Annotated in this window: 21 protein-coding genes and 1 tRNA gene; 14 read left to right on the top strand and 8 right to left on the bottom strand. The window is 69.1% G+C overall.

Features of this window, described 5'->3' with window-relative positions; all coding sequences use genetic code 11:
* The first annotated feature begins 142 nt into the window (after positions 1-142).
* On the top strand, positions 143-940 hold the full coding sequence (locus ACFY3L_RS32210; protein WP_389332445.1) for a PASTA domain-containing protein: 798 nt from the start codon (positions 143-145) through the stop codon (positions 938-940).
* A 24-nt stretch (positions 941-964) separates the two neighbouring features.
* On the opposite strand, the gene ACFY3L_RS32215 is transcribed toward ACFY3L_RS32210, so the two are convergent.
* On the bottom strand, positions 965-1,231 hold the full coding sequence (locus ACFY3L_RS32215) for a hypothetical protein (RefSeq protein ID WP_389332448.1): 267 nt from the start codon (positions 1,229-1,231) through the stop codon (positions 965-967).
* Between the two features lie 404 nt (positions 1,232-1,635).
* Here ACFY3L_RS32215 and ACFY3L_RS32220 point away from each other — a divergent pair, with 404 nt between their 5' ends.
* The 5 genes from ACFY3L_RS32220 to ACFY3L_RS32240 all read left to right on the top strand — a co-directional run bounded on the left by ACFY3L_RS32220 (position 1,636) and on the right by ACFY3L_RS32240 (position 4,833).
* Complete coding sequence (locus tag ACFY3L_RS32220; protein ID WP_389332451.1) at positions 1,636-2,436, top strand: helix-turn-helix domain-containing protein; 801 nt, start codon at positions 1,636-1,638, stop codon at positions 2,434-2,436.
* Positions 2,436-2,663: a DUF397 domain-containing protein gene (locus ACFY3L_RS32225; RefSeq protein WP_389332454.1), complete on the top strand. Its 228-nt coding sequence runs from the start codon at positions 2,436-2,438 to the stop codon at positions 2,661-2,663. The genes ACFY3L_RS32220 and ACFY3L_RS32225 overlap by 1 nt, the downstream gene beginning before the upstream one ends.
* A 145-nt stretch (positions 2,664-2,808) precedes the next feature.
* On the top strand, positions 2,809-3,318 hold the full coding sequence (locus ACFY3L_RS32230) for a hypothetical protein (RefSeq protein WP_389332457.1): 510 nt from the start codon (positions 2,809-2,811) through the stop codon (positions 3,316-3,318).
* Positions 3,319-3,443: 125 nt separating this feature from the next.
* The gene (gene add / locus ACFY3L_RS32235; protein ID WP_389332460.1) at positions 3,444-4,412 is read left to right on the top strand and encodes an adenosine deaminase; all 969 of its coding nucleotides are present in this window, start codon (positions 3,444-3,446) and stop codon (positions 4,410-4,412) included.
* Between the two features lie 124 nt (positions 4,413-4,536).
* Positions 4,537-4,833 (top strand): hypothetical protein, encoded by a 297-nt coding sequence (locus ACFY3L_RS32240; RefSeq protein WP_363393498.1) that lies wholly within the window; start codon positions 4,537-4,539, stop codon positions 4,831-4,833.
* A 168-nt stretch (positions 4,834-5,001) separates the two neighbouring features.
* On the opposite strand, the gene ACFY3L_RS32245 is transcribed toward ACFY3L_RS32240, so the two are convergent.
* The 3 genes from ACFY3L_RS32245 to ACFY3L_RS32255 all read right to left on the bottom strand — a co-directional run bounded on the left by ACFY3L_RS32245 (position 5,002) and on the right by ACFY3L_RS32255 (position 7,234).
* Positions 5,002-5,808 carry a WecB/TagA/CpsF family glycosyltransferase gene (locus tag ACFY3L_RS32245; protein WP_389332463.1) on the bottom strand — a complete coding sequence of 269 codons (807 nt, stop codon included), beginning with the start codon at positions 5,806-5,808 and terminating at the stop codon, positions 5,002-5,004.
* A 1-nt stretch (position 5,809) separates the two neighbouring features.
* Complete coding sequence (locus tag ACFY3L_RS32250) at positions 5,810-6,883, bottom strand: NAD-dependent epimerase/dehydratase family protein (RefSeq protein WP_389332466.1); 1,074 nt, start codon at positions 6,881-6,883, stop codon at positions 5,810-5,812.
* A gap of 268 nt (positions 6,884-7,151) precedes the next feature.
* Positions 7,152-7,234: transfer RNA gene (locus ACFY3L_RS32255), tRNA-Leu, on the bottom strand.
* Positions 7,235-7,370: 136 nt separating this feature from the next.
* Here ACFY3L_RS32255 and ACFY3L_RS32260 point away from each other — a divergent pair.
* From ACFY3L_RS32260 to pknB, 7 genes are all read left to right on the top strand, one after another.
* Positions 7,371-8,138, top strand: coding sequence for an FhaA domain-containing protein (locus ACFY3L_RS32260; RefSeq protein WP_389332469.1), 768 nt, complete (start codon positions 7,371-7,373; stop codon positions 8,136-8,138).
* An 86-nt stretch (positions 8,139-8,224) separates the two neighbouring features.
* Positions 8,225-8,704, top strand: a complete 480-nt coding sequence (locus ACFY3L_RS32265; protein ID WP_327007183.1) for an FHA domain-containing protein — start codon at positions 8,225-8,227, stop codon at positions 8,702-8,704.
* Positions 8,701-10,119 (top strand): BofC C-terminal domain-containing protein, encoded by a 1,419-nt coding sequence (locus ACFY3L_RS32270; RefSeq protein ID WP_389332472.1) that lies wholly within the window; start codon positions 8,701-8,703, stop codon positions 10,117-10,119. Before ACFY3L_RS32265 ends, ACFY3L_RS32270 begins: the two co-directional genes overlap by 4 nt.
* A 42-nt stretch (positions 10,120-10,161) precedes the next feature.
* Positions 10,162-11,664, top strand: coding sequence for an FtsW/RodA/SpoVE family cell cycle protein (locus ACFY3L_RS32275; RefSeq protein WP_389332475.1), 1,503 nt, complete (start codon positions 10,162-10,164; stop codon positions 11,662-11,664).
* Entirely contained in the window at positions 11,661-13,181 is a 1,521-nt protein-coding gene (locus ACFY3L_RS32280; protein ID WP_389332478.1) for a peptidoglycan D,D-transpeptidase FtsI family protein, read from the top strand. The genes ACFY3L_RS32275 and ACFY3L_RS32280 overlap by 4 nt, the downstream gene beginning before the upstream one ends.
* A 13-nt stretch (positions 13,182-13,194) precedes the next feature.
* Positions 13,195-14,922 (top strand): serine/threonine-protein kinase, encoded by a 1,728-nt coding sequence (locus tag ACFY3L_RS32285; RefSeq protein ID WP_389332570.1) that lies wholly within the window; start codon positions 13,195-13,197, stop codon positions 14,920-14,922.
* 119 nt (positions 14,923-15,041) lie between these two features.
* Complete coding sequence (pknB, locus tag ACFY3L_RS32290) at positions 15,042-16,769, top strand: Stk1 family PASTA domain-containing Ser/Thr kinase (protein ID WP_389332573.1); 1,728 nt, start codon at positions 15,042-15,044, stop codon at positions 16,767-16,769.
* 120 nt (positions 16,770-16,889) lie between these two features.
* Here pknB and ACFY3L_RS32295 read toward each other — a convergent pair whose 3' ends face one another.
* The 4 genes from ACFY3L_RS32295 to ACFY3L_RS32310 form a co-directional block, all read right to left on the bottom strand.
* Positions 16,890-17,534 carry an aminodeoxychorismate/anthranilate synthase component II gene (locus ACFY3L_RS32295; protein ID WP_389332481.1) on the bottom strand — a complete coding sequence of 215 codons (645 nt, stop codon included), beginning with the start codon at positions 17,532-17,534 and terminating at the stop codon, positions 16,890-16,892.
* A gap of 9 nt (positions 17,535-17,543) precedes the next feature.
* On the bottom strand, positions 17,544-17,846 hold the full coding sequence (locus tag ACFY3L_RS32300; RefSeq protein ID WP_389332484.1) for a hypothetical protein: 303 nt from the start codon (positions 17,844-17,846) through the stop codon (positions 17,544-17,546).
* 4 nt (positions 17,847-17,850) lie between these two features.
* Complete coding sequence (locus tag ACFY3L_RS32305; RefSeq protein ID WP_389332487.1) at positions 17,851-18,909, bottom strand: class E sortase; 1,059 nt, start codon at positions 18,907-18,909, stop codon at positions 17,851-17,853.
* 78 nt (positions 18,910-18,987) lie between these two features.
* Positions 18,988-19,797 (bottom strand): DUF881 domain-containing protein, encoded by an 810-nt coding sequence (locus ACFY3L_RS32310; RefSeq protein ID WP_389332490.1) that lies wholly within the window; start codon positions 19,795-19,797, stop codon positions 18,988-18,990.
* 130 nt (positions 19,798-19,927) lie between these two features.
* Here ACFY3L_RS32310 and ACFY3L_RS32315 point away from each other — a divergent pair, with 130 nt between their 5' ends.
* Positions 19,928-20,212 (top strand): cell division protein CrgA, encoded by a 285-nt coding sequence (locus ACFY3L_RS32315; RefSeq protein ID WP_360568745.1) that lies wholly within the window; start codon positions 19,928-19,930, stop codon positions 20,210-20,212.
* Positions 20,213-20,411: the final 199 nt, after the last annotated feature.

Consider the following 20,411-nt stretch of genomic DNA (forward strand, 5'->3'; position numbering starts at 1 on the left):
CGTACGCCCAGCCGTCCACCCGGGCGAGTCGATGTCAACGGAACGTCAGGCCGTGCAGGCGGCCGTCGCGCAGGGTGGACCTGAGGTGGGCAACCTGTCCACTGACAGGCGATTTGTCGGACAAGGTGGTGAACTGATACCCATGCCAGACGAGCCGGACGACACCGCCCCGTTCGATCGACCGCCACGGCCAGGACCGGACCCGACGCGGCCCGAAGCGGCGGACCCCGACGCGACCAGGATCGGCCCGGCCGGCCAGGACCCCGACGCGACCAGGATCGGGGACGGCACGTCGCCGCTGCGGCCCGACGACAGCGGCGCCACCAGGATCGGCGGCCCACTCGGCGGCGACGAGCCACCGCGGTGGTCTGGCCGCGCCAACGTCCCCCAGCCGGGTGACCCGTCGCTCCGCCCGGCAGCCGCGCCGGAGGAGTGGATCGAGGAGGACCCGTACCAGGGACGCTCCTGGTTCACCCCGGTGATCATCGGCGTCGTCGCGCTGGTCCTCGTCGGCGCGTTGAGCTACGGCCTGTACCTCATCTATCAGGCCACCGCGGACGGCGAGAACGCACCCTCCGGCCAGCTGCCGGTGCCGACAGAGGCCGGCAGTACAGTCGTGCCGTCGCCGACACCGCAGCCGGCGACCGCCGCCCCGACGTCGGCGGCGCCCACCGGGACCACCGCGGCCCAGCCGACCAGCGTCACGATCCCGACGCTGAAGGGCAACAGCCTCGCCCAGGCGACGATCAAGCTGCAGCAGCTCGGGCTCGAGGTGAAGGTCGTCCGCCGTGCCGACGCCTCAGTGGAGCCCGGCGAGGTCGCGGGGACGGACCCGGGCGCGGGCGAGATCGTCGCGCCGGGCGAGACCATCACCCTCTACGTGGCGACCGAGCCGTCGAAGGCGCCGTCGAGCGGGTCCCCGTCAGCTGCGCCCAGTTAGGAGCCAGCTCTTCGCGATCGCCTGCTACGCGGATGCGGACACTGGCACCCGGCTCGCGGTCCGGGCGGCAGGACGGGTGACGAAGCCCGGCTGCAGGCCTTGGAGCTGCACGAAGATGGACCGGCGCTCGACGGCGTCCCCGGTGCCGTTGAGCTGGTAGCCGTCCAGCCACGCCCACCCGTCATAGGTCTGCCAGTCGTGCACCCGGATCACCCGGAACAGCATCGGCTGCACGAACTGCACGCTTGCGGCCTTGGTCACGCGCAGCACGTCACCGGTCTTCGGTAACACAGGTAGGGCTCCTGTCATCCGTCGGCAGGGGGAGATCGGTCACGGGCATCCCGTAACCGCCGATGGGGTCGATCGTTTGTCGCTGCGTCCGCAGTGGTGCCGTGGTCGTCTTGTGTCTCGTTGGCGCGAAGATGAACAGACCGTGACCGCCGCCACACCCACAGATTGCACCAGGGCGATGATCAATGCAACTTGCAGTGAGAAATTTCCATCTCACGCATGAGGGTGCCGCTCCCGAGTGGCGGGACCCCCGCGAGGTGACGAAAATGTCGTGCCGGACCGGGTTGCGGACCTTCGTGAGGTTGCGCTGATCTGTAGGCATCGGAAATTCCGTGGTCCGGCGCGGAGGTACAAGCGTGGCAAGTCGACGAGGCAGCCCGACGCTGCGACGCAGGCAACTCGGCATGGAGTTGCGCCGTCTCCGTGAGGCGGCACACGTCACCATTGATCATGTCGCCGAGAGGCTGGAATGTTCCGGGTCCAAGATCTCGCGGATCGAAACGGGACAGACCGGTGTCACCCCGCGCGACGTAAGGGACATGCTGGACATCTATGGTGTCGAGCCGCAATACGCCGAGCAGTTGCTGAAGATCGCCAGGGAGGCACGGCAGAAGGGTTGGTGGCAGCTCTACGGTGACGTGCTCACCGGAGCTTACGTAGGCCTCGAGGCGGCCGCCGACCACATTCGTTCATATGAGGCGCTCGTCGTCCCCGGCCTGCTGCAGACCGAGGAATACGCACAGGCCATGATCCACGCGGCCCGTCCGGACATCAGTGTCACGGAGATCGAGAAACGCGTGCGTGTCCGAATGAGCCGCCAATCGTTGGTCACCCAGGATGACCCGATAGATCTCTGGGTGGTGCTGGACGAGGCCGTGCTGCGCCGCCCGGTCGGCGGAAGAGCGGTCATGCGCCGTCAGCTCGAGCACCTGAGCACGGCGGCGGGATGGCCGAACGTGACCCTCCAGGTCCTGCCCTTCTCCGCCGGTGCCCATGCCGGGATGGACGGGACATTCACGATGTTGCTGTACGACGAGTCCGCTGGGCAAAACTTCGTGTTCGCCTCGAACGCGGCCGGCGGCCTCTTTCTCGAGAAGGACGACGAGCTGCAGCGCTACGGATTCATCTTTGACTACTTGCGCGCGAACGCACTCCGTCCGGACGAGTCGATGTCAATGATCGTGAAGCTGGCAAAGGAGTTGTAGTGGAGATTGAGGCCAAGGGCTTCAGCGTGAACCTTCAAGGTGCCAGCTGGCGCAAGAGCACTCGCAGCGGTCCGTACTCGGACAACTGCGTCGAGGTGGCGTTCGTCGGCGGGGCCGTCGCGCTGCGGGACTCGAAGGACAAGGCCGGCGCGGTGCTGCTGTTCACCCCTGAGGAGTGGCTGGCCTTCGTCGGGGGGACGAAGGACGGCGAATTCGATCTCGCGTAGGTGAAACGCCAGGTCAAAATCGACCGGCCCGGCCCGCGACGGTGGTATCGCCGTTGCGGACCGGGCCGGTCATCGTTGTATTCGATGAGCGCTCAGGAACTTCACGCCAGCTCCGAACACCCGAGTCAGATAAGGCTTGTATCCGATGAACAATGGCCCCGACAACTTCGGCAACGGATCGGCGAAGACCGACGACCGTTTCTCCGGGCAGCTCGGTAGCTACCGCCCGGGCGGCCGCCGGGACGTCATCGGCGACGGGCCGATCGACGAACTGTCGCCGCGCAACGGCTCGCCGCTGGACCGTGGCTCGTCGCCGCTGGACCGTGCCTCATCGCCGTTGGATCGTGCGTCACTGCCGCTGGACAACTCACCGATCGCCGCGTCGCTGACGCCGCCGAAGCTGCCCGAGTCGTCCCTGGTGGCGGACCTCAGCCCGCTGACCGAGCCGATGTTCGGCCGCGGCGGCGTGCTGCAGGACTCCTGGCTGGACGGCCCCAGCCAGTCGATGGCCGACCACCCGCTGCTGCGGGGGCTCCTGCTGGAGCTGCCGCCGAAGGGCACGATGCCGCAGCAGGAGTGGCTGGACCGCTGGTTCGAGGCGGCCCGCTCGATCCTGGAGCTCATCTACTCGCAAGAGGCCCGTGGCTTGAAGTGATTCGCCGTGCTCGCCGGTCGACAGGTCGAATCCCATGCCGTAGAAAGCAGGGGAGGCTCGACCTGGGGAGGTCGGACGGGCTCCGGTGCGCGCGAGCGCGCCGGGCCCGTCGATAAGTTGAACCCATGAGCTATCCCAAGATCGAGCTGCACGTGCACCTCGAAGGGGCGATCCCGCCCGCGACGCTGCTGGAGATCGCCCGGCGCAACGACCTGCCGCTGCCGGTCGACACCGTCGAGGGCGTGCTGGGGCTCTACGAGTTCACCGACTTCAAGAAGTTCGTCGAGGTCTGGATCCTCACCACGAACTGCCTGCGCACCGCGGACGACTTCCGCCAGATCGTGGTCGACTACGCCGGCGTGGCGGCGTCACACGGTGCGGTGTACCTGGAGGCGATCTTCTCTCCGGGGGAGCGGGCCCAGCGCGGTGTGGCCTGGGAGGACCTGTACGAGGGGTACACCGACGGCATCGTCGAGGCGCAGGAGCGGCACGGCGTGATCGTCCGGCTGACCCCGGACCTCTACCGCGGCATGCCGGTCGACGTGGCGGAGGACGTCGCCCGGTGGAGTGTGCGCTACGCGGACCGGGGCATCGTCGGCCTCGGGCTCGGCGGCAACGAGCAGGCGGGTCCCGCGGCGCCCTATGCGAAGGCGTTCGAGCTGGCCCGCGACGGCGGACTGGCGGTCGTGCCGCACGCCGGCGAGTCGGCCGGCGCGGAGTCGGTCCGCGAGATCCTGACCCTCGCACCCGACCGGCTGCGGCACGGCATCCGTGCCGTCGAGGATGCCGGTGTACTGGCTGAGATCGTCGATCGAGGTCTGGTGCTGGACGTCTGCCCGACCTCGAACGTGCGTACCCGGTCGGTGCCGTCGCTCGCGGCGCACCCGCTGCCGGCACTCCTGGCGGCAGGAGTGCCCTGCACGGTCAACACCGACGACCCGGCGATGTTCAACACCGATCTGGCTCAAGAGCACCGCGTCGCTGCCGATCTCGGTCTCAGTGCGAGGGACGCCTTCCTGGCCGGCGTCGCGGGCGCCGCCTGCGACGACGACACTCGCACACTGCTGAAGAGCAAGATCAGTGATATCGGCTGAATGTCCGATTGGCGGGCTACGTTCGTCCTGGGGCGGTGTCGCAAAGTTGATGGTCGATCTTGAAATGTCCGCTTAGCTTTGGGCGGGTTCGCTGGTGGGAACGGGGGAGGCAAGGGTGAGTGACGTGTCTGATCTGATGTTCGCATTGATGAGTGGCGGCGGCCTCCTGGCCCTCAGCATCGGTGCATTCGGCGTGCTGGACGCCTACCACAAGCGCGGGATCGGCGAGAAGCGCGTCGACTGGCTGATCGGCCTCTACGCGTTCGGCGTCGTCATGAACATCGTCGCCTACGTGCTGCTCGACCGCTGGTACATCGCGGCGCCGCTGGCGCTCATGCTGGTGCCGGCCGAGCGCGCGCTGGAGAAGCGCGGCACGTTCAAGCGCCGGGCCGTCAAGGTCGACGCGATCACCGGTCGCTGAGCACAGACGACACTGACGCCGGTCCCGCGGGGACCGGCGTCACGCTGTGCTTCCAGCCGTGCTTCAGACCGGACTTCCGGCCGTGCGTCAGGCGTCGCGCGCGGCGGGCGTCAGGCGTCGCGCGCGGCGGGCGTCAGGCCAAGCCTTCGGCTGAGCTTCCGGCCGGGCTCAGACCGCGAACGTGTTCAGCGGCTCCGTGGCAGGCGCCGGCGGCGTGGCCCGCCACAGGCGGGTCTTCTGCGCGCCGAGCCGGGCCAGGTAGGCCGGGTTGAGCAGCACGTAGCGGCGCCAGAGCCGCTTGGGCTCCAGGCCGAGCCGCCACAGCCACTCCAGGGCGTACTTCTGCATCCACGCGGGCGGGTTCTTCAGCCCACCGGCGTGATAGTCGAACGCCGCGCCCACCGCCAGCATCGGCGCGTCCACCAGGTGGCGCATGCCGTAGACGAAGATCTCCTGGCGGGGGCAGCCGAGGCCGACCATCACCACGCGTGCGCCGGACGCCTTGATCCGCGCCGCGATCTGCTCGGGCTCACCCGGCTGCGCCGAGCGGAACTTCGACGCCTCCATGCCGGCGATCCTGAGCGCCGGGAACCGCTCGTGCAGCTTGCTGACCAGCAGTTCGAGCGTCTGCTCGGTCGAGCCGTACAGGTACACCGGCAGGCCCTGCTCCGCGCTGGCCCGCAGGACCCGCAGCGTGAGCTCCGGGCCGTAGACCCGGTCGGCGAGCCGCGCCCGGTGCAGCAGGTTGAGCGCCCAGCGCACCGGCTGCCCGTCGGGCGTCACGAGGTCGAACGCGTTGAGCCTGGCACCGTGCGCCTTGTCCTGCACGCCGGTCATCACGCCGTGCACGGCGAGCGCCGTCACCGCGAGCGGCCGGCCCTCCCGGGCGGCGCTCATGACCTTCTCGACGGCGCTGTCGTAGTCGACGGCGCTGACCTGCACGCCGAGAACGTTTCGCTTGCCCTGGTCGATCAAGTCAGGCCGCCGGGGTCCACTTGCCGACGTTGGCCTCGTAGATCTCCTGGCAGATCATCGGCACGTCGTACACCTGCTTCCAGTCCGGGTAGTCCAGCTGGAAGCGCTCGTTGGACCCGATCCACCACTGGTGGTCGCCGACCCGGTTGGCGTCGTGGTATTCGGTGACCATCTCGTTGCCGGTGATCCGCTGCGCGAGCGCGAACACCTCCAGGTGCGAGGTGTTGGAGTGCCGCCCGCCACCGAGGTTGTAGACCGCGGCGCTGCGCGGCGCCCGGAAGAAGGCCTCGAACGCGGCGACCACGTCGTGCGAGTGGATCGCGTCGCGGACCATCTTGCCCTTGTACCCGAAGATCTTGTACGTGCGGCGCTCCATCGCGCACCGCATCACATACCCGAGGAAGCCGTGCAGCTCGGTCGCCGAGTGCGCCGGCCCGGTCAGCGTCCCACCCCGGAAGCACGCGGTCTTCATGTCGAAGTAGCGCCCGTACTCCTGCACCATCACGTCGGCGGCGACCTTGGAGGCCCCGAAGACGGAATGCAGACAGGCGTCGATCGACATGTCCTCCTTGATGCCGTTCGCGTACGGGTGGCCCGCCTCGATCTCCCAGCGCGTCTCCTGCTCGACCAGCGGCAGGCTGTTGGGCCGGTCCCCATACACCTTGTTGGTCGAACAGTGGATGAACGGCGCCTCGATGCAGTGCTCCCGCACGTTCTGCAGCATGTTCAGCGTCCCGCCGGCGTTCACGTCGAAGTCCGTGAACGGGTCCCGCACCGCCCAGTCATGGCTCGGCTGCGCCGCCGTGTGCACCACCAGCGCCACGTCCTTGCCGTAGCGCTTGAAGATCCGAGCGAGCGCGTCCCGGTCCCGGATGTCCACGTCGTGGTGCGTGTAGGAGTCCCCGAGGTCGCTCGTCAGCTGGACGACATTCCACGCGGTGGAGGCCTCGGCCCCGAAGAACTGCTTCCGCATGTCGTTGTCGATGCCCACGACATCCAGCCCCAACGAGGCGAAGTGCCGGACAGCCTCGGACCCGATCAACCCGGCCGAACCGGTGACGATGACGACGCTCACGAGCAGAACTCCTTGCCACTCCAGCAGGACCGGCCGAGCATACCCCCTACCCAGAGTCACAAATTTGACCAGTACATCAGCCAAAGCGCAGACGTAGAGCGCGACGACCAGACCGACCACCGACGCCCGAACAGCAACCACCGACGCTTCTGAGGGGGCGTGGGTGGAGCGAAGCTCCCCCAATGGGGAGCGAGGCGACAGCCTCGCGCGAGGAATGACGAGACGAAAAATGAGCGCACTCCGCGAGTGGAGTGCGCTCATCGTCTCGTGGGGAAGGGGGGAGTTGAACCCCCACGCCCTTTCGGGCACACGGACCTGAACCGTGCGCGTCTGCCATTCCGCCACTTCCCCTGGCGTGCCCCCAGCGTAGCGTGTGCCAACTCGGCGATTTCACCGGGTTAGTACTAGGCTGCCCTGGGCGCCACGGAAGAGTAGCACGGGCTAGCCGGTGAGGATGCAACCGGGCGTGCGACGTCCGGATACCATCATGACCTCGGAACCCGAGGAGGAACCGGTGAGTGTGCTGCAGCGCTTCGAGAAGCGCCTAGAGGGCCTGGTCGAGGGGGCCTTCGCAAAGGTCTTCAAGGGGGTCGTCCACCCCGTGGAGATCCTCAACGCCATGCAACGGGAGGCGGAAGCCCACAAGGCGATTCTGGCTGGCGGGCGCACGCTCGTGCCGAATCGCTATGTGATCGATCTGTCGCCCTATGACCACAGCCGGCTGGCGCCGTACGCCGCCGCGCTCGCCCAGGAGCTCGCCCAGTCGCAGGCGGAGTTCATCGGCGAGCAGGGGTGGACGGTCTACGGCGACGTCATCGTCGAGATCGAGCGGGGTGACGGCCTCGACACCGGCATGTTCCGGGTGACGGCCGAGGTCTACACCGGCGGCGAGGTCGCGCCGCAGGCCGCGCCCGACCCGTATGGCGGTTACAACCAGGGCGGTGGCTATGGTCCCGGCCCCGGTGGGCCGGCCCGCAACGTACGACTGGTGTCCGGCGACGGGCGAAGCTACCCTCTGTCGATCGGCTCGACCGTGATCGGCCGGGGCGATCAGGCCAACATGCGGCTGCCAGATGTCGGCATCTCGCGTCGTCACGCGCGACTCGACTTCGACGGTGCGCAGGTGGTGCTCACCGATCTCGGCTCGACGAACGGCACGATGGTCAACGGTCAACGCGTCTCCGCGGTCGCGTTGAATCCCGGTGACATGATCCAGCTCGGCACGACCACGCTCACCTACCGCGTGGATGGCTGAAGTTCCTGCACCACGTGGTCGACGTTAGGCGGATCTGCATGAGTGCACCTGCTCGACCGGGCCTCCGAGCCCCTGATAGGTCGTAGATGGAATTTGTCATTACGGTCGCCCGCTACGGGTTGCTCGTGCTGCTGTGGATCTTCGTGTTCACGGTGGTGGGAGTGATCCGGCGCGACCTGTTCGCGGGCTCTCGAACGAGCCGGATCGTCGCCGCACCCCGGGGGGTTGGTGCGGCGACGGCTCCTGGCCGTCCGGCGAAGGTGAAGCGCGGCAAGACCGCCCACCAGCTCTTCGTCACCGCCGGTTCGCTGGCGGGCACCCGGATCACACTCGGTGAGGCACCGATCACAATCGGCCGCGCCGAGGATTCGACGCTGGTGATCACCGATGACTACGCCTCGGCGAAGCACGCCCGCCTCGTGCCCCGCGCCGGCCAGTGGTACCTCGAGGATCTCGGCTCGACCAACGGCACCTACCTCGACAAGACCAAGGTCGGCGCTCCTACCCCCGTCCCCCTCGGCGTGCCGATTCGCATCGGCCGCACTTCTCTCGAGTTACGGCCATGACCCTCACCTTGCGCTACGCGGCCCGCAGTGACCGCGGTCTGATTCGGAGTGGGAACCAGGACTCCGTCTACGCCGGACCGCGGCTGCTCGCCGTTGCCGACGGAATGGGCGGCATGGCCGCCGGTGACGTCGCCAGCAACATCGTCATCGCCACCATGGCGCCGCTCGACGAGGATGTGCCCGGCAACGCCATGATCGACACGCTTCGCGGCGCCGTCGACCTGGCCAACCAGCAGATCCGCGACGCCGTCGAGGAAAACCCGGCCATGGAAGGCATGGGCACCACCCTCACCGCCATGCTGTTCTCCGGCAGCAAGATGGGCATGGTCCACATCGGCGACTCCCGCGCGTACATCGTGCGTGACGGGGAGTTCGCCCAGGTGACCAAGGACGACACGTACGTCCAGATGCTCGTCGACGAGGGCCGGATCAGCCTGGAGGAGGCCAACAGCCATCCCCAGCGCTCGCTGCTGACGCGCGCCCTCGACGGGCGCGACGCCGACCCCGAGTACTCGGTGCGCCAGGTCAAGACGGGCGACCGCTACCTGCTGTGCAGCGACGGGCTCTCCGGCGTGGTCAGCGCCGAGACGATCGAGTCGACGCTGCGCGAATACGTCGACCCCAACCAGTGCGCCGGCCGGCTCATCGAGCTCGCGCTGCGCGGTGGCGGCCCCGACAACATCACCGTGATCGTCGCCGACGTCACCGACGAGGACATCGTCGAGGAGCGGCCGATCGTCGGGGGTGCGGCCGCCCAGGACCGCGGCATGGCCACGTCCGCCGACCAGTCGATGTCCTCGGCCCGGGGCGCCGCGCTCGCCGCGCCGCGCCCGCCGGTGCCGGAATCCGACGAGGAGGCGCGGGCCCGCGCCGCGGCGACCGCCCGTGACGACGCCGGCCGCCCGAAGCGCCATCCGGTGCGCACCGTCGTCCTGCTGGTGGTGCTGCTGGGCCTGCTCGGCGGCGGTCTCTGGTACGGATGGAGCGTCACCCAGTCGCGCTACTACGTGGGCGCGACCGACGACGGCACCGTCGCGATCTTCAAGGGCGTCCCGGGCAAGATCGCTTGGATCGACCTGTCCGAGGTCTATGAGCAGAGCGACCTCAAGCTCGACGACCTGACGCCGGCCGCCCAGGGCACTGTCAAGCAGGGCATCCAGGTCGACAACCTGGACCAGGCCAAGGATAAGCTCGCGGCGCTGACCGACCCCGAGAACCCGTCGCGGAAGCAGCCGTGCCCGAGCGGCGAGCCGACCACCGACGCGTCCGCCAGTGCGACCGGCGCGGTCGTGCCCGGCGTGACCGCCAGCGTCTCGGCCGGCACGGGTGCCGCGTCGCCGGCGCCGACCACGGCAGTGGCGACCACCGAGCCGCCGATGGCGTCCGAGACCCCGATCCCGTCCGCCAGCTGCTGATCCGACGATGACCCTGACCGCGAGGCCAAGAGGAATTCTGCTGTGACCGCAACAGCCATCCCTTCTCCGCCACCCTCGGACCCGGGTGGCGGGGCCGGTGCGCCACGGCCGCGCACCCGACGCAACGTCGAGCTGGGGTTGCTGCTGTTCGTCGCCGCGATCCTGGTCATCTACGCGGCGGTCGTCGAGGGCAACGCGATCGGCGAGGTCACCCCGGACTTCTGGGTGCAGACCGCGATCCTCGCGATCATCTTCGCGGTCGCCCACGTGGCGATCCGCTTCCTGGCGCCGTACGCCGACCCGGTGATCCTGCCGGCGGTCGCGTTGATCAACGGCCTCGGCGTCGCCTTCCTGCGCCGGCTCGACCTGGCCCTCACCAAGGCCCCCGAGCGGGCCGACCTGAGCGTCTTCGGCGGGGACGGCTTCCGCCAGCTCGGGTGGACCGCCGCGGCCGTGGTCGGCGCGGTCGTCCTGATGGTGATCGTGCGGGACCACAGGTCGCTGTCGCGCTACGCGTACACGCTGGGGCTCACCGGCATCGTGCTGGTGCTGATCCCGGCCGTGCTGCCGGCGCGGTTCTCCTCGATCAACGGCGCCAAGCTGTGGATCAAGTTCCCGGGCTTCTCGATCCAGCCCGGTGAGTTCGCCAAGATCTTCCTGCTGGTCTTCTTCGCCTACTACCTGGTGCGCAAGCGCGAGGTGCTGTCGATGGCGAGCAAGCGCATCCTCGGCATCGACTTCCCCCGCGGTCGCGACCTGGGCCCGGTCGTGCTGGTCTGGCTGCTGTCGCTGATGGTCCTCATCTTCGAGAAGGACCTCGGCACCTCGCTCATGTACTTCGGCATGTTCGTCGTGACGCTCTACATCGCGACGGTCCGGGTCAGCTGGCTCATCATCGGCCTGGGCTTCTTCCTGGGCGGCGCATTCCTCGCGTACTTCCTCGGCAAGACCGTCGGCGGGCCGTTCCTCAACTTCTCCGAGCGCGCGACCACCTGGCTCGACCCGTTCGCCGACGCGGACAGGAAGGGCTACCAGCTGGTCCAGTCGCTGCTCGGCCTCGGCACCGGCGGCCTGACCGGGGCCGGCCCCGGCGCGGGCCAGCCGCTCAAGGTGCCCGAGGTGCGCACCGACTTCATCTTCTCCGGCATGGGCGAGGAGATCGGGCTCTTCGGCCTGACCGCCCTGCTCGTGGTCTACCTGCTGCTGGTCGAGCGGGGCCTGCGCGCCGCGATCAACGTGCGGGACTCCTTCGGCAAGCTGTTCGCCGGTGGCCTCGCGTTCACGCTGGGGTTGCAGGTGTTCGTCATTGTGGGTGGCATCAGCCAGCTCATCCCGCTGACGGGCCAGACCACGCCGTTCCTCTCGGCGGGTGGCTCATCGCTGGTGGCCAACTGGCTGCTGATCGGTCTGCTGCTGCGCATCTCTGACGCGTCGCGACGCCCGGCCGGCGGTGCGCCGTCGATCGGGCTGGGCGGGGTGTCCACCGGTGGTGGAGGCGGCGCGCCGGTCCAGATCCAAGAGCTTCCCACGGAGGTCGTGCGATGAACGCCCCACTTCGCCGGGTCGGCGTCGTGGCGCTGGTGCTGTTCGCGATGCTGTTCGTGAATCTGAACTACCGCCAGGTGGTCAAGGCCGACGACTACCGGACGCACCCGCGCAACGGACGGGTCCAGGCCAGCGAGTACGAGCGCGCCCGCGGCAAGATCATCAACGCGCAGGGCATCGCGATCGCCGACTCGCAGCAGACCGGCGACACGCTGAAGTTCCTCCGCACGTATCCGCTCAAGGACAAGTACGCGCACGTCGTCGGCTTCAAGCCGGTCAACCTCGGCGCGACCAACCTGGAGAAGCTCAACAACGACTTCCTGGTCGGCACCTCCGACAAGCAGGCCGCCGACCGGTTCGCCGCGCTGTTCACGGGCAAGGACCCGGCCGGCGGCAACGTGCTGCTGACGCTGTCGCAGGCGACGCAGGAGGCCGCGTACACCCAGCTCGGCAACAACAAGAAGGGCGTGAAGAGCGGCGCGGTCGTGGCGATGGACCCGACCACCGGCGCGATCCTCGCCGAGGTGTCGCTGCCCAGCTACGACCCCAACCTGCTGAGCACCCACGACATCAACGCCGCCAGCGCCAACTACAAGAAGCTGGACACCGACCCGACCAAGCCGATGCTCAACCGGGCGGTGCAGGAGATCTACCCGCCCGGGTCGACCTTCAAGATCATCACTTCGGCGGCGGCGCTGTCCGCGGACTCGTCGCTGACGCCCGACTCGGTCGTGCCGGGCGGCGAGTTCTACCAGCCGCCGCAGACGTCGACGTTCCGCATCAAGAACGCCCACGAGGGCATCTGCCCCGACCAGATCACGCTGAAGCAGGCGCTGACCGTGTCGTGCAACACGGTCTTCGCCCGCATGGGCGTCGAGCGGCTCGGCGCGGAGAGGCTCAAGGCGATGGCGCAGGCGTTCGGCTTCGAGACCCAGCCGCGCTTCATCGAGGACCAGGACAAGAACTACTGCAACGTCGCGGCCAGCCACACCGGCCCGATGACCGCAGGCGACGACAACCGCGTCGACCCGCCGGCCGTGGCTCAGTCGAGCATCGGACAGCGGGAAGTGAAGATGTCTCCGCTGCAAGGCGCCATGATTGCGTCGACGGTCGCCAACGGGGGTCGCGAGATGCGGCCCTACATCGTCGACCGTCTGCAGAACGCCGACCTGTCCAACGCCGACCGGACCGACCCGAAGGAGCTGGGCCGCCCGATCAGCGGCGACGTGGCAGCTTCGCTGCAGCAGATGATGTTCAGTGTCGTCACCTCCCGTGACGGCACGGGCCGCAACGCCAACATCCCCGGCTTGCAGGTCGGCGGTAAGACCGGAACGGCGGAGGACGGTGACGATGCCGGTGACCACGGCTGGTTCATCGGCTTCGCAATGAAGGACGGCAAGCCGATCATCTCGGTCGCGGTCTTCCTCGAGAACGCTGGCAAGGGCGGCAGCGCGGAGGCGGCTCGCATCGCCGGCCTGGTCATGAAGGCATACGCGGACGAAAAGGGCATCAAATAATGAGGTGCGCGACATGTTGAGCGCCGGCACCACGCTGGGTGGGCGCTACCGCCTGGACGAGCGCATCGCCGGCGGTGGGATGGGTGACGTGTGGCGTGGCACCGACGAGGTGCTCGGCCGCACGGTCGCCATCAAGGTGCTGCTGCCCGCGCTGCTGGAGGAGGCCGGCTTCGCCGAGCGCTTCCGCGGCGAGGCGCGCACGATGGCCACCATCAACCACCCCGGCGTGGTGGACATCTACGACTACGGCAGCGAAGGCGGCACCGCCTTCCTGATCATGGAGTACGTGGAGGGCGACGCCCTCTCCCGCACGCTGTCCCGTGTCGGCCGGCTCACCCCGGCCCGCGCCATGGCGCTCGTCGCCCAGGCCGCCGACGCGCTGCACGCCGCGCACGAGAAGGGCATCGTCCACCGTGACGTGAAGCCCGGCAACCTGCTCGTGCGGCCCAACGGCACGCTGGTCCTGACCGACTTCGGCATCGCCCGCTCCGCCGCCGTCGCGCAGCTCACCGCCGCCGGCTCGGTGCTCGGCACCGCCTCCTACATCTCGCCGGAGCAGGCCTCGGGCGCGCAGGCCACCCCGCTGTCGGACGTGTACGCCCTCGGCGTGGTCGCCTACCAGTGCCTGTCCGGGCAGCGCCCCTTCGAGGGCGACAACCCGCTGCAGATCGCGATGCGGCACGTCCGGGACATGCCGCCGCCGTTGCCCGCCGACATCCCGCCGCCGATCGCGCAGCTCGTCGAGCGCGCGATGGCCAAGGACCCGTCGGCCCGCTGGCCCAGCGCCGCCGCGCTCGCGCAGGCCGCCCGCCGGGTCTCCGGCGCCGGTGGCGGCACCTCCGCGGGCCCCGGCATCCCGATGGCGGCGCCGCTCGGCCCGCCCGGGTCGCCGGTCGGACCGCCCGGGTCGCCCGTCGCGTACACCCCCGTCTCCGGCCCTCCGGTCTCCGGCGGCCCGATGTCGGGTGCGTTCGGCACGCCAGTCTCCGGTGGCGCGCCCACGTCCGGTGCCGGCGGCACGCGGATCATGCCCGGTGCCGCGGTCCCGCCGCCGCCGGGTCTCGCCGCGGTGGCCGGTGGGCATGCCGCCCGCGGTGCGGCGGGCGTCCCGCCGCCGCCCAGCAACGAGACCGCCTACTTCCCCGGCGACGCCGGCAACTACCCGCCCACCGGCGGTTACCAGCCGACCCCGCCGTCCAACAACCGGCCGGGCGGCAACCGCAACACGATGGTGCTGCTCGGTGTGGCCGCCGCGGTGCTGGTGCTGCTGCTGGGCGCCGGTGGCATCTGGTACGCGATGAGCGGCAACGACACGAAGGAAGAGCCCGGCGCCCAGGGCACCACGGCGGCGGCCACGCCGGCGCCGACCAGCGCGAAGCCGACCGGCAAGACGGTAAAGATCCCGTGCGACTGGAACAGGTTGCAGTCGCGGCAGACTGTGGTCCGGCAGCTACGGCAGCAGGGCTTCAAGGTCAAGGAGACCCCGATGGACGGCAAGAAGCCGGTCCCGGGCCAGGTCCTGAAGGTCGAGCCGTGCGGCGACGCCGTGCCCGTGGGCGACATCGAGGTGTTCTACCAGGAGGGCGGCGGCAAGCTGCCGACCGCTGAGCCGTCGGACGACAACGATGGTGCGGACGAGTCGCCGAGCGCCGGCAACTCCTCGCAGCCGGCTGGCGGCAACAAGCCGTCCTGCCCGCCCGGCGAGACAAACGTCGGCGGCCTGTGCGTCAAGACAGGGTGATCCGTCCCGCCGGACGGGTGCGTCCCGGCGGGCCGGAGCGTCCCGACGGGCTGGATCGGAATGGGTTCTCGTCGCAAGACGTGGCAAGGTAAGAGTCGATGACCGAAGGACGACACGACATGACCGCCCAGCCTCGCCTCCTCGGCGGCCGATACCAGGTCGGGGAGCTGCTTGGCTATGGCGGCATGGCCGAGGTCCATCGCGGCCGTGACCTGCGTCTTGGCCGCGATGTCGCGATCAAGACCCTGCGCACCGACCTGGCCCGCGACGCGACCTTCCAACTGAGGTTCCGCCGTGAGGCGCAGAATGCGGCCTCGCTCAACCACCCCGCGATCGTCGCCGTGTATGACACCGGCGAGGAGCGGGGACCGGCGGGCGAGGAGCTGCCCTACATCGTCATGGAGTTCGTCAACGGCCGCACCCTCAAAGAGGTGCTCGCGGCCGAGGGGCGGCTCATGCCGAGGCGGGCCCTGGAGATCACGGCCGACATCTGCGCGGCGCTGGAGTTCAGCCACCGGCACGGCATCATCCACCGGGACATCAAGCCCGGCAACGTGATGCTCACCCAGACCGGCCAGGTCAAGGTGATGGACTTCGGCATCGCGCGGGCACTGGCCAGCGGCGCCACGACGATGACGCAGACCTCCGCGGTCATCGGCACCGCGCAGTACCTGTCGCCGGAGCAGGCCCGCGGCGAGCCCGTCGACGCCCGCAGCGACGTCTATGCGTCTGGCTGCGTGCTCTTCGAGCTGCTGTGCGGTCATCCGCCGTTCGTCGGGGACAACCCGGTGTCGGTGGCGTATCAGCACGTCCGGGAAGACCCGCGGCCGCCGAGCAGCAGCAACCGTGACGTGACCCCCGAGATCGACGCGGTCGTGCTCAAGGCCCTGGCCAAGAACCCGCTCAACCGCTACCAGAGCGCCGGCGAGATGCGCGCCGACGTCATGCGCGCGGCCGCCGGCCGGCCCGTGTCGGCGCCGCCGGTGATGACCGAGGACGAGATGCAGACCGTGATGGCGGCGCAGACCGCCTACCGGCCCTCGCCGCCCGCCTCGCGCCAGCCCGCCCGCGCCGCGCAGCGGCAGAAGCGGAAGAACTCCACCGGCATCGCGGTCGCGCTCACGGTGCTGAGCCTGCTCGCGGTCGCCGCGCTGTCGATCGGGCTCTACCTGGCCAACCAGGAGCCGACGGTGACGGTGCCCGACATCGTCGGCAAGAGCGAGCAGGAGGCGCGCGACGCGCTGCGCCAGGCGAAGCTGGAGGGCGACGGGCGCACCGGCCCCAACGAGAACTGTAAGCAAAACACCGTCATCCAGCAGAACCCGGCGAAGGACCAGCAGGTCAAGGTCGGCGCCCAGATCGACTACGTCCTCTGTGGCGCGCCCTCGATGGCCATCATCCCGACGCTGATCCGGTCCACCCAGAAGGACGCCGAGCAGCAGCTGACCAACCTCAACCTGAAGTCCAATGTGGTCCTGAAGGACGGTTACCAGCCGAAGGATGAGGTCATCGGGTCCGACCCGCCGGCCGGCTCATCGGTGAAGGTCGGCTCCACGGTCACGATCTACGTCTCGAAGAACAACCAGGCGGTCATGCCCGACGTCGCGAACAAGACCCTCGCGCAGGCGCAGGCGCTGCTCGAGACGGCCGGCTTCTCGGCGGATCCGAAGACGTCGGAGACGCAGGTGATCGACCCGACGAAGGACGGCCTGGTCGTCAGCGCGTCACAGCCGGCCGGCAGGGTGCTGATGAAGACAGAGGTGATCACCCTGAAGATCGGGGTGCTGGCGGGCGGCAACCAGTCCAGCTCACCGAAGCCGAGCGTCACCGCCTCACCCGGCAATTAGGCCCGGTTCACCCGGTTTTTCACCCATCACCGTACGTACCCTGTGGATAACACGGCAGTTATCCACAGGGTTATGCACAGCTTCGGCGCTGGCTTTGCCCCCTCGGCGCGGGATGTGCGCCTACGCGAACGCGGCGATCCGGCGGGCTTCCACCTCGGCGACGAGCTCGGGGGCCCGCTCCAGCGCGGCGGGGAGGCCGCAGGCGGCCAGCCAGTTCGCCAGCATCTGGTGGCCGCCCTGGGTGAGCACCGACTCGGGGTGGAACTGCACGCCCTCGATCGGCAGCTCGCGGTGGCGCATCGCCATGACCACGCCCGACTCCGTGCGGCCGGTCACCTCGATCTCCGGCGGCAGCGTCGACTCCACCACGGCGAGCGAGTGGTAGCGGGTCGCGATGAACGGGTCCGGCAGCCCCTTGAGGACGCCCTGGCCGCCGTGGGTGACCAGAGAGGTCTTCCCGTGCAGCAGTTCGGGCGCGCGGGTCACGGTGGCGCCGAAGGCCGCGCCGAACGCCTGGTGCCCGAGGCAGACGCCGAAGATCGGGATCTTGCCCGCGTATTCATGGATGACCGACATGCAGATCCCGGCCCGCTCCGGCGTGCCCGGCCCGGGGGAGAGCAGGATGCCGGCCGGTCTCGCCGCGCCGATCTCCTCCACCGAGATCTCGTCGTTGCGGCGCACGTCGCACTCGACGCCGAGCTGGCCCAGGTACTGGACCAGGTTGAACACGAACGAGTCGTAGTTGTCGACGACCAGGATGCGCAAGCGGCTCACCTAGCTCGGTAGGACCTGCGGGGCTGACGGCGTCTTCGTGGGCAGCTTCGACGGCTGCTTGGAAGGCTGCGTCGACGACTGTGTCGACGGCCGGGTCGACGGCTCCGTGCCCGGCTCCTGCAATTGTCCGCCGGCCGGGTCGGTGGTCTCGACCTGGACGTCGTCGAACGGCAGGATCGGCTCGACCGCCGGGAAGACCTTGTACCACAGCAGCGCCCCGAGCGCACCGATCAGGATCACCGAGACCAGCGACTTGAGCTGCCATTGCTTGAAGGGAATGTGCCGCCAGATCCATCCGTACACGCGGCTATCCCTTCAGCTCGGCCGGGTCGCCGGTGGAGACGGGCTGGGACCGGTCGAGCTTCGCGTGCACGACGAGCCGCTGGTAGTTGTTGAACTTCGGGTTGCACGTCGTCATCGTCAGCAGCGCCTCGGTCGGCGCCACCCCGGGCTTGTTCGGCACCGGCGCGACGACCTGGACCGCCGTCGGCAGCACGATCTCGTGGCCGGACACGCGGTAGACATACCAGGTCTCCGCGGTCTTGATGACCACCGGATCGCCGGGCTTGAGCTGGTCGAGGTCCCACCAGATCGCCGGCGTGCGGTGCCCGGCCATCGAGAAGTTGCCGATCTGGCCCGGCAGCGCCGTGTCCGGGTAGTGCCCCGGCGCGTAGCGGATGTCGGCGGCGGTCACGCCCTGCACGACGGCCCACTTCTTCTTCAGCCGCGGGATGTGGACGGAGGCGATCACCGCCCCGTTGGCGGGCTTGGCGACCGGTGCGGGCGGCCCGGACGGCGACACGGTCGGGTCGGGCTCCGGGTGCGCCCACTGCTGCTCCAGCTGGCGGTTGAGCTCGTCCTGGTGCGCCTCGACGATGGCCGACTTGCCCCAGACCTCGTAGCCGGCGAAGAGCAGCACGATGAGGCCGAACGTGATCAGCAGCTCGCCGGTGCCGCGGCTGACCGCCCGCACGACCGTGCCGAAGGTGGTCCTGGTGTATTCGGAGTACACGCTGCGATAACCCTCCTGGGTGCGGACCGGCCGCAACGGCACGACCTTGACACCCTTTTCGGTGTCAGGCTCGGAAGTCGCGTCCGGTTCATCCTGGGGGGTGGCTTTCGGGGTTGTTTCTGGCACCGAGGGGAGCTTCGGCAGCACCGTGGTGGCGTCGGCCCCTCCTGGCGCCGCGCCGTGCTCGGTGAACTTCGGGATGTAGGCCGTGGCGTCCGCCGGTCCCGCCGTGGCGGCCTCGGGCGTCTCGGGGCTCTGCAAGGGCGGGCGGTCGTCCCGGATGCGGGGGATCATCCGGGTCGCGATGTCGTCCTGATCCAGGGCGCGGTGTCGGGGTCGGTGCGAGTCGTTCATGCCGCCGCTCCCGGTGCCGGCCGGAGCCGAACTGTGTTCATCGTTCGCGGCTCCTTGCTCCGCTGCGCCCGCTCATGGTCAGGACCCGGTCGTCGCCGACCGCAGCGCGGTGGAGCCGTCGTAGGCCTTCGCCTGCACGTCTGCCTCCATCCGCACCTGGTAGCCCAGGCCGAAGTTGTCCGCGGCGTTCCTGAACAGCGCAACTCCCTCCGTGTCGTCGAGCGAGCGCTGGAGGCGCACCTGGTCACCGATCGCGGCGATCTCGAACGGTGGTGAATACACCTGACCATCGAGCAGCAGCGTGTTGCCCACGCAGCGTACCGCGCTCGTGGAGATGACCCGGACTCCCATGAGCGTCATCGCCTCGGCGCCACCGGCCCACAACGCGTTGACCACGGCCTGTACGTCCTGCTGGTGGACCACGAGATCGTCCGGACGGGCACCAGCCGGGCGGCTGCCGTCGGGCCTTCTGGGCGCGTCGTCGAGCACGACCACGAGCCCGGGGCCGTGCAGCGCGGTCAGCCCGGCGCCGGCCAGCTCGCTCTCGCCGCGGCGGCGCTGCTCGCCGACGGCGCCGTCCGCGCCCTCCTGGCTCTGCTGCTGCGCCTCGATCTCGCCGCGCAGCCGGGCGGCCCGGGCGCGGGCCGTGGCGATTTCCTGTTTTCTTCCAGCGATCAGGTTGGTCAGCTCGGGGCGCCGGTCGTCGCGCAGATCCGTGCCGCCCGCGGTCGCCGCCGTCAACGAGAAGAGCAGCCCGGCCGCCGCGAACACCAGCGGGGTCGCCGCTGACCAGCCGAAACGCTGTCCCCCGCGGGGGTGCGGCAGCATAGCGCGACCGAGCCTGCGCAGGGCGCGAGCCCAGGAGGAATCGCCTGATGTGTACTCCACCACGACCCCTCCCCCCGCGCGCGTGCCGACTTGACTACGCTAGACGTAGAACATTATTCAGGCCGACGCTGGCGGAGGTGGCGGCGTCACGTGGATAGTGTTGGCCAGACGACCCCTCCAGGAGAGCGCCGTGCCGAAGTCGACAGTTCGTAAGAAGAAGGTGTACACGCCGCCGGCGGAGTTGCGCCCACAGGAGACGGTGGCCGCCAAGCGCCGTCCGAGTCCCGTCTGGGTGCCGATCCTCGCGGTGAGTCTCATCGTGATCGGCATCGGGTGGCTGGTGACCTACTACCTGACGCAGGGCTTCTTCGACGTGGAAGCGTTCTCCGCCGTGGCCAAGCTGCAGTACTGGAACCTGGCGATCGGGTTCGGGTTCCTCGTGGCCTCGCTCGGCGTCCTGTCCAAGTGGCGCTGATCTAACCGCTGCTCCGTCACAGCCCCCTCGATGCGTTCGCGTGCCGAGGGGGCATTTGGCGCTATTCCGTCACAACTTGCGGCGTCGCCTGTGGGCCTTCCGTCCCCGTGTCATACGTTTGCTGCGACAAACTTCACGTTACTCATGAGTAACCAGGGGGGCTAAGGTCTCCTGAAGGACCAGCGGCGTTGGAGGCATC

It is taken from the genome of Dactylosporangium sp. NPDC000521, from assembly GCF_042898305.1.
Classification (GTDB): Bacteria; Actinomycetota; Actinomycetes; order Mycobacteriales; family Micromonosporaceae; genus Dactylosporangium.